Source organism: Nonomuraea sp. NPDC059194, from assembly GCF_042754765.1.
Lineage (GTDB): Bacteria > Actinomycetota > Actinomycetes > Streptosporangiales > Streptosporangiaceae > Nonomuraea.
Map to the genome: position 1 here is coordinate 76,689 of NZ_JBHZBH010000038.1, position 7,755 is coordinate 84,443.

Consider the following 7,755-nt stretch of genomic DNA (forward strand, 5'->3'; position numbering starts at 1 on the left):
CCCCCGGCAGGGGCCGGGACTCCCCGCGAGGAGACGACATGATCGAAATCGAAGCGTTGACGAAGGTCTACGGGGCGGCGCAGGCCCCGGCCGTCGACGAGGTGTCCCTGCGCATCCCCGCCGGAACGGTCTTCGGCTTCCTGGGCCCCAACGGCGCCGGCAAGACCACCACCATCAAGATGCTGGCCGGCCTGCTCACCCCCACCTCGGGCCGGGTACGGCTGGGCGGCTTCGACGTGGCACGGCAGCGATCGGCCGCGATGTCGCAGTTCGGCGCGGTGCTGGAAGGCTCACGCAACGTCTACTGGAGCCTGTCGGCCTGGCAGAACCTGATGTACTTCGGCCGGCTCAAAGGCCTGCGCAAAGCCCAGGTCGCCGAACGCGCCCAGGACCTGCTGACCGATCTGGGCCTGTGGGAGCGGCGCCACGACAAGGTCGGCGGCTTCTCGCGCGGCATGCAGCAGAAGGTGGCGATCGCCGCCGCCTTGATCGCCGGCCCGCCGATCGTGCTGCTGGACGAGCCGACGCTCGGCCTGGACGTCGAGGCCACCCGCACCGTCAAGAATTGGATCGCCGAGCAGGCCCGCGAGCTCGGCACCACCATCCTGCTCACCACCCACCAGCTCGACGTGGCCCAGGAGCTGTGTGACCGGGTGGCCGTCATGCGCCAGGGCAGGCTCGTGGCCGACCTGCCCACCAGAGAACTGCTGGCCGGCTTCCGCGAACGCGACAGGTACGACATCCGCATCGAGGGAGCGGCGCCGCCCGGCTTCGAGGCCGTCACCCGTGACGGCGTCACCACCATCGAGGTGCAGGTGAGCGACCCGATCGAGGTGTACGACGTGGTGGAGCGCCTGCGCGCCCACGGGGTCGTCATCGAGTCGCTGACCCAGGTGCAGCCCGACCTGGAGGATGTGTTCCTCACCCTGGTGAACGAGGCGCCCCGTGCTGCTTAACGTCCTGGGCGCGGAGGTCGGCAAGGGCCTGCGCGTTCAACTGGCCCACCCGCTCGGCCACGTCATCACCCTGCTGATCAGCACCATGATGTACCTCGGCCTGCAGTTCGTCCTCGGCCAGGGCGAGCTGCGCCAGGATCTGCTGCCGCCGACGCTGGTGGCGATCGGCGGCTACTGGTTCCTGCAGTACGCGGGCCTGGTGATGGTGGCCGACCTCATCGCCGACAAACGCGCCGGCACCTTCGCCCAGGCCCACATGAGCCCGGCGCCGCCGTGGCTGCCGATGCTCGGCCGGCTGATCACCGCCTCGGTGTTCGGCCTGGCGGTGGCCGTGGCGGCCGCCCTCGTCCCGATGCTGGTGACCGGGATCGCGATCCCGTTGCGCTGGGCGGCACTCCTGCCCGCCGTGCTGCTGGGGGTCAACGCGCTGGCCTTCACGTTCCTGCTGGCGGCTCTGGCCCTGGTCTCGCCGATGATCGGCGCGCTGCAGTCGCTGTTCACCTCGCTGGTGCTGCTGCTGAACGGCTCGTTCCTGCCGCTGGCCTTCTATCCGGACTGGCTGGCCGCGCTGGCCAGAATCCTGCCCACCACGCTGGGTATCGAGGCGCTCACCCAGACCCTGTTCGAGGGACGGACCCTGGCCGAGCTGTGGAACGGCGGCGCCCTGCCCTGGCTGCTTGCCCACACCCTCGCCCTCACCGCCGCCGCCGGCCTGCTGTTCGTCCGCAACCACCGCCGAGCCCTGCAGGAGTCGTCATGACCTTCGCCCGCGCCTTCGCCGCGGAAGTCCGCAAGGGCCTGCTGGGCCTCGCCGCCGGATGGCGCGAACTCCTCATCCAGATGATCACGTTTCCGCTGTTCTACCTGCTCATCGTGCTGTTCATGGGACGCGGGCAGCTGCGCGCGGAGCTGCTGGCGCCGGTGCTGCTCGGCATGGTGGCGCTGACGTTCATCCACGAGCAGGTCAACAGGGTGTTCTGGAGCTACCTGGGTGACATCCAGTCCGGCGTGCTCGAACAGACCTACCTGACGCCGCTGCCCTCGGCCGCGCTCATCCTCGGCCGCCAGGCCGCCGCCGCGATCTCGGCCCTGCCCACCGCGCTGGCCGTGCTGGCCACCGGCGCGGCCGCCATCGCCGTCCAGGGCGGGCACCTGCCCCTCGACGCACAGGTGATCGTGCCGCTGGCCGCCATCGCGGCGGGCACCTGCGGGCTGGCTCTGATCCTGTGCGGGCTGACGCTGGTGTTCAAACGCATCGAGATCATCACCCAGCTGTCGGTGGCCGTCTACGCCATCGCGGGCGGCACCCTCGTCCCCCTGGCCGCCATGCCCGACCCGATCGCCTTCCTCAGCCGCCTGATCGTTCCCATCGCGCCCGGCATCGAGGCGATGCGCGACATCCTGCTCGGCGGACATCCCCTGGCCGCACTCCCGTCCGGCTGGGGTCTGGGCTGGCTGCTGGCCCAGCCGCTGCTCATCACGGCCGCCGGGGTGCTCGCGTTCAACCGGCTCGAACACCTCGCCCGACACCGCGGCACCCTCGGCCGCTACTAAAAGGAGAGCAACTGACATGAACGTCTTCCTCTGGGTACTGCAGGCCGTCCTGGCCGTCGTCTTCGGCCTGGTCGGGGTGATGAAATCCACCCAGCCCAAGGAGAAGCTGCGGCCCGTCCTGGCCTGGGTCGATGACTTCGGCCCCGGCCAGGTCCGCCTGATCGGCGTGGTCGAACTGCTCGCCGCCCTCGGTCTGATCCTGCCCGCCGTCACCGGCATCGCCCCGGTCCTGACCCCGCTGGCCGCCACCGGCCTGGCGATCATCATGATCGGCGCCGCCGTCACGCACGCCCGCCGCAAGGAGCCGCCGGCCATCGCCGTCAACGTCGTGCTCCTCGTCCTGGCTGCGATCATCGCCTGGGGGCGTTTCGGCCCTTACGCCCTCTGACTTGGAGACCAAGATGACCTCGGAAAGCGTGACCTTGCGGCCCATCGGCCACGTCGCGGGCGGTCGCAGCGAGATGTACGAAGACGACTGGCACGACGTTCGAGCCGTGCTCCGGCTGGACGGTCAGGCCTTCACCGCCTCGGCGGTGCTCGGCCTGGAGAACTTCTCCCACCTGGAGGTCGTCTTCCTGTTCGACCGGATCGACCCGTCCACGGTGAGCGGCCAGCCCCGCCCGCCGCGAGGCAACCCGAGCGCGGCCCCCGTGGGAGTCTTCGCCCACCGCGGGCCGTACCGCCCCAACCGGCTGGGCGTCTCCCGCTGCCGGCTGCTCAGCGTGGACGGCCTGGACCTGCACGTCGCCGACCTGGACGCGCTGTCCGGCTCGCCGATCCTGGACGTCAAGCCGTACCTTGTCGAGTTCGCCCCTCGTCACCCGGTCATCCAGCCGGCTTGGGCGAGCGAACTCATGAGCCGCTATTACTGACCGATCAACGGGTGCATGGGCTGTGCGCGGTGTGGGTCGGGGGTGCGGGTCAGGGGAGGGTGAGCACGCGGGGGCCCGCGTCGGTGACGGCCACCGTGTGCTCGGCGTGGGCCGCTCTGGCGCCGCTACGGCTGCGCATCGTCCACCCGTCGGACGCGACCCGGTAGCGGCCGTCCCCGCCCTCCACGAACATCGGCTCGATCGCCAGCACCATCCCCGGCCGCAGCGGCATCCCCCGACCGGGCCTGCCGTGGTTGGGGACGCTCGGGTCCTCGTGCATCTGCCGCCCGACGCCGTGCCCGCCCCAGTCGTCCGGCATGCCGTACCCGCCCTCGGTGGCGACGGCGGCGATGGCCGCGCCGATGTCGCCGACGCGGTTGCCTGGCACCGCGGCGGCGATCCCTGCCGCCAGGGCCCGTTCGGCCGCCTCGATGAGCGCCAGGTCCCGCCCGCCGGGCAGGCCGAGGGTGCCGCCGGGCAGGCCGAGGGTGAAGGAGACGGCGGCATCGCCGGCCCAGCCGTCCAGGTAGGCGCCGCAGTCGACGCTGAGCAGGTCGCCCTCGCGCAGCCGGTAGCGGCCGGGGATGCCGTGCACGATCGCGTCGTTGACCGAGGCGCAGATCACCGCGGGGAACGGCGTCGGCGCGAAGTGCGGCTGGTAGTGCAGGAACGCCGGTCGGGCGCCCGCCTCGGCGATGACCGTGGCGGCCACCTCGTCCAGTTCGGTCAGGCGCATGCCGACGGCAGCGTGCTCACGTACGGCCTGCAGGGCGCGGCCCACGACCCTGCCCGCCTCGCGCATGGCCGCCAGCTCGTTGTCAGTCTTGATCTCCACCATGGGCGATAACTATACCGGTATTTCTATCCCGCACATCGGGTGGGATAGAAATACCGGATGGCTTGGTAGGATCGGCGCCATGGTGCGCCCACCCCTGACCCCCGACGAGCGCGAACGCGGCGAGCGGCTCGGCCACCTGCTGCGCCAGGCCCGCGGCGAACGCAGCATCGTGGAGGTCGCCAACGCCGCCGGCATGTCCGCCGAAACCCTCCGCAAGATCGAGACCGGCCGCATCGCCACCCCCGCGTTCTTCACGATCGCGGCCCTGGCCGAGGTCCTGGAGGTCCCCCTCGACCAACTCGCCCTGCGCCTCATACCCGCCGCCCCCGGCCTGGAACGCCTCTGACGCGGGCAATGAGTGGATCATGAACTGTGTTCTCGCTGGTGAGCGGGTCTATACCGCGCCGCCTGCTTGGACTTGGACCGAGGCGAGTTCGGCGCGGGGTGCGGGGACGTCGACGGTTTCGAGGTTGCCCTTGAGCTCGGGGACGTCCTTGTAGAGGTAGAGCGGCCGACGTTCAGCAGCCGGGCGATGGAGGAGCTGGTGGCGTCGGGCTGGGGGAGCAGGGCGCGGACGTGCTCACAACGGGCGCAGGTGCTCGATCGTGACGTGGTACTGCTCGGCCAGCCGCTGCGCGATCAACGAGCGGTGGCAGGCCTCGGGGTCGCGCTCGACACAGAGCAGCGCCGCGGTCGCACCGCTCGGCAGCGCCGACCCGATCGGCGTGAGGTCGGCGCGGTCGAGGATCTCGATGGTGTAGCGGCGGGTGTACTCGGCAGCGAGTTCGCGGCGCGAGCGCTTGCCGACCCCTTGGCGGTCGTCCTCGGCGTACTGGAGCTGGCGTAACTCGGTGGTTGGGGCGAGCTCCCGGTGGTGCTCGTAGGCGATCCGAGCATGGGCGAGGGCCGCCTGCAGCCGGCGTGAGTTCGCCCAGGCGTACTCGGGTCCGCGCACACCGCGGCGCTGGCGTACGTCGAGCAGCAGACGAACGTCCGCCTGCCGCAGTCGTTGCAGGAAGGACTCGCCGTCGAAGCCATAGACGCCGATTGTCGCCATCCTGAGCACCGGAAATCACCCACCTGCCTACTACTCGTGCCGCCTCCGGCAGCCCTGCCGGAGGCGGCGAGGTCACATCACGCGACGGCGGTTCCCTCAAGCTCGACCATCAGGTCGGGGATCGCCAGCCGTGTCACCCCGAGCATCGTGGTGGACGGTGCCACCCCGGCGGCGCCCAGCCGCGCCGCCAGCACGCCGTAGTGCTGGAAGAGCAGATCGACGTCGGTGGTGTAGACGTTGAGCCGGACGAGGTTCGCGAGGGACATGCCTGCCTCGCCGAGCACGGCCTCCAGGTTGTCGAGGCTCAGCGCCAACTGCGCCGCCATGTCATCGATATGCTGGGGCTTGCCGTCGCCGCTCATGGCGGTCTGCCCGGAGCAGTACAGGGTCCGGGTGTGCCCGGAGACGATCTCACCCTGGTTGTAGCCCAGCTCCACCGACCACGCCCACGGATTGACCGCGGTTCGCTCTATTGCCACATTCGCTCCATTCGATTCGTCGACATCACGTACGTCGATCGGCTCGGTAGCCGCCTGATGAGCCTCCCAACAAATCACGACATCCTGTGTCGTGTATTTCGCTAGAGTTTTCGTATGCGCGCCGACCGGTTGGTCTCGCTGGTGTTGCTGCTGCGGCAGCACGGCCGGCTGTCCGCGGCCGCGCTGGCCCGCGAGCTGGAGGTGTCCACCCGCACCGTGCTGCGCGACATCGAGGCGCTGTCCGCAGCCGGCGTCCCGGTCTACGCCGAACGCGGCCGGCACGGCGGTTTCGCGTTGTTGCCCGGTTTCCGGACCGAGCTCACCGGGCTGAACCCCGACGAGGCCCTTGCCCTGCTGGTCGCCGGATCGCGGCGCGGCGCGCAGGCATTCGGCCTCGGCTCGGCGCTCGCTTCGGCGATGCTGAAGGTGGTTGACGCGCTGCCCGAAAGCTATCGGGACACCGCGGCCGGCGCGGCCGAGCGATTGCTCATCGACCCGGAGACCGACCTCCTCTCGCGCCGGCTGGTCGCTGAGGAGGTGCCTGACGCCATAGCGGCCGAGGTTCTGCGCGCGGTGTTCGCCGGGCACAAGCTGCAGATCCACTACGCGGCTGTGGGCCAGAGCCCGAAGTGGCGCACGGTGGACCCGATCGGCCTGGTCACCGTACGCGACCGGGGCTACTTGCTGGCCACGAGGTCTGGCGCCGACCGCACCTACCGGATGTCCCGGGTCTTGGCCGCCAAGGAACTCGCCGAACCCGCACAACGACCAGACCGGGTCGATCTGGACCGGGCCTGGCAGGAACGCAGCACGCAGTTTCGGACCGGCGGCGACCAAGTCACCGTGCTGGTACGGCTGGACCCGGCGCGGCGGGAGGACCTGGTGGGCACCGCGCTGGCCGTCCGCGCCGAAGAAGTCGACTCAGACGGCTGGCTGCGGCTGGAGGTGACCTTCCAAGATCCGAGACACGCCGAATGGGCGCTGTGGCAGCTCGCCACGAACGCGGAAGCCCTGGCCCCGCAGTGGTTGCGCAACTCCCTGCGCAACCGCGCCGCCGCGATCGCTTCCCGCTACGGAGTGTCATCCTGAGAGTTGTCGCCTTCTGCGGGGCGAAGGGGACGAGTTTGGTGACGGAATCGGCGATGACGTTGCCGATCTGTCGATCGCGGTGAAGCCGCCGATATCCACGAAGGTCACCCCGAAGGTGGCGATCTCGGTGACGAGACCAGTGACGGTCTGGCCCCGCTGCAGGTTCCGCAGGAAGGCCATGTCGCGGTCGTTCAGGCTAGGCATGTCACTGATCCTCCGCCGCGGGGCCGGATGTTGCGCCAGCCGCGCGGCTTAGAACCAGGCGCGCCCCACCGAGAACACCTCCATCAGCTCGGCATCGGCACCGGCGCACGACCTCCTGCTAGGCCGCTGTCGCCGACCTCCGCTGCCGGTCCAGATGCCGCGAACCGACGCCAGCACCGCCTCGACCTCGGCCGCCGTCTGGAACGCCGGGGGAGCAGGTCCGAGACGACGCCCTCGCCTTGACGCCACCGGCGCAGCAGCACGTACACCTGCCGCCGCGAGATCCCCAGCTCAGCGGCCGCCGGGTCCGCGGCCGCCAATCCCACCCGCGGCTCGGCGGCCAGCCGGCCGATCACCTCCGCCTGGCGTCCCGCCACGTCCGATGTCTCAACCGGGGCGCTCAGCACGCCCCGCTCGATGATCTGCTCGGCCCGCCGTCCATGCCAGGACCTCACCGTCGCGCATGCGAGTACGGAACAAGACGCACCGCAGCGCACAGGACTGGATGCACCGGTTGTTCGCAGACCTATGCACAGCCCCCGGAAATCCCAGGACAGTTGTGCACATGACTTCGGAAAATGACAGTGGGGGTGTTGAGAATCGAACGATTCTCAAAACACCCCCCCACCCCGCGGGGCGGCGGGGCCACAAAATATTTTATGGGCGCACTAAACAGGGGGGGGGGGGGCTGGGTGTTTTAAAAAAA

General features: G+C 70.0%; 12 protein-coding genes. 7 read left to right on the forward strand and 5 right to left on the reverse strand.

Annotated elements, in window-relative coordinates; translation table 11 throughout:
* Positions 1 to 38: 38 nt before the first annotated feature.
* Genes ACFXJ8_RS34650 through ACFXJ8_RS34670 form a run of 5 tightly spaced genes read left to right on the forward strand, consistent with a single transcriptional unit; the run spans position 39 to position 3,382 of the window.
* Positions 39 to 956: an ATP-binding cassette domain-containing protein gene (locus ACFXJ8_RS34650; RefSeq protein ID WP_379648253.1), complete on the forward strand. Its 918-nt coding sequence runs from the start codon at positions 39 to 41 to the stop codon at positions 954 to 956.
* Positions 946 to 1,716 carry an ABC transporter permease gene (locus tag ACFXJ8_RS34655; RefSeq protein ID WP_379648255.1) on the forward strand — a complete coding sequence of 257 codons (771 nt, stop codon included), beginning with the start codon at positions 946 to 948 and terminating at the stop codon, positions 1,714 to 1,716. Before ACFXJ8_RS34650 ends, ACFXJ8_RS34655 begins: the two co-directional genes overlap by 11 nt.
* A complete protein-coding gene (locus tag ACFXJ8_RS34660; protein WP_379648256.1) occupies positions 1,713 to 2,510 on the forward strand; it encodes an ABC transporter permease in 798 nt (265 codons plus the stop codon). The genes ACFXJ8_RS34655 and ACFXJ8_RS34660 overlap by 4 nt, the downstream gene beginning before the upstream one ends.
* Before the next feature lie 16 nt (positions 2,511 to 2,526).
* Entirely contained in the window at positions 2,527 to 2,898 is a 372-nt protein-coding gene (locus ACFXJ8_RS34665) for a DoxX family protein (protein ID WP_379648258.1), read from the forward strand.
* 13 nt (positions 2,899 to 2,911) lie between these two features.
* The gene (locus ACFXJ8_RS34670; protein WP_379648260.1) at positions 2,912 to 3,382 is read left to right on the forward strand and encodes an SAM-dependent methyltransferase; all 471 of its coding nucleotides are present in this window, start codon (positions 2,912 to 2,914) and stop codon (positions 3,380 to 3,382) included.
* A 49-nt stretch (positions 3,383 to 3,431) separates the two neighbouring features.
* On the opposite strand, the gene map is transcribed toward ACFXJ8_RS34670, so the two are convergent.
* Positions 3,432 to 4,220: a type I methionyl aminopeptidase gene (map, locus tag ACFXJ8_RS34675; protein ID WP_379648262.1), complete on the reverse strand. Its 789-nt coding sequence runs from the start codon at positions 4,218 to 4,220 to the stop codon at positions 3,432 to 3,434.
* Between the two features lie 79 nt (positions 4,221 to 4,299).
* Here map and ACFXJ8_RS34680 point away from each other — a divergent pair, with 79 nt between their 5' ends.
* Positions 4,300 to 4,566 carry a helix-turn-helix domain-containing protein gene (locus ACFXJ8_RS34680; protein WP_379648264.1) on the forward strand — a complete coding sequence of 89 codons (267 nt, stop codon included), beginning with the start codon at positions 4,300 to 4,302 and terminating at the stop codon, positions 4,564 to 4,566.
* A gap of 234 nt (positions 4,567 to 4,800) precedes the next feature.
* On the opposite strand, the gene ACFXJ8_RS34685 is transcribed toward ACFXJ8_RS34680, so the two are convergent.
* Positions 4,801 to 5,277 (reverse strand): DUF488 family protein, encoded by a 477-nt coding sequence (locus ACFXJ8_RS34685; protein ID WP_379648266.1) that lies wholly within the window; start codon positions 5,275 to 5,277, stop codon positions 4,801 to 4,803.
* Between the two features lie 77 nt (positions 5,278 to 5,354).
* A complete protein-coding gene (locus ACFXJ8_RS34690) occupies positions 5,355 to 5,750 on the reverse strand; it encodes a RidA family protein (RefSeq protein WP_379648277.1) in 396 nt (131 codons plus the stop codon).
* 120 nt (positions 5,751 to 5,870) lie between these two features.
* Here ACFXJ8_RS34690 and ACFXJ8_RS34695 point away from each other — a divergent pair, with 120 nt between their 5' ends.
* Positions 5,871 to 6,845 carry a helix-turn-helix transcriptional regulator gene (locus tag ACFXJ8_RS34695; RefSeq protein ID WP_379648268.1) on the forward strand — a complete coding sequence of 325 codons (975 nt, stop codon included), beginning with the start codon at positions 5,871 to 5,873 and terminating at the stop codon, positions 6,843 to 6,845.
* Here ACFXJ8_RS34695 and ACFXJ8_RS34700 read toward each other — a convergent pair.
* Together ACFXJ8_RS34700 and ACFXJ8_RS34705 are read right to left on the reverse strand one after the other, a co-directional pair.
* A complete protein-coding gene (locus ACFXJ8_RS34700; protein ID WP_379648270.1) occupies positions 6,837 to 7,049 on the reverse strand; it encodes a hypothetical protein in 213 nt (70 codons plus the stop codon). The two genes, ACFXJ8_RS34695 and ACFXJ8_RS34700, sit on opposite strands and share 9 nt — an antisense overlap.
* Positions 7,050 to 7,132: 83 nt before the next feature.
* The gene (locus ACFXJ8_RS34705) at positions 7,133 to 7,504 is read right to left on the reverse strand and encodes a helix-turn-helix domain-containing protein (RefSeq protein ID WP_379648271.1); all 372 of its coding nucleotides are present in this window, start codon (positions 7,502 to 7,504) and stop codon (positions 7,133 to 7,135) included.
* Between the last annotated feature and the right edge of the window lie 251 nt (positions 7,505 to 7,755).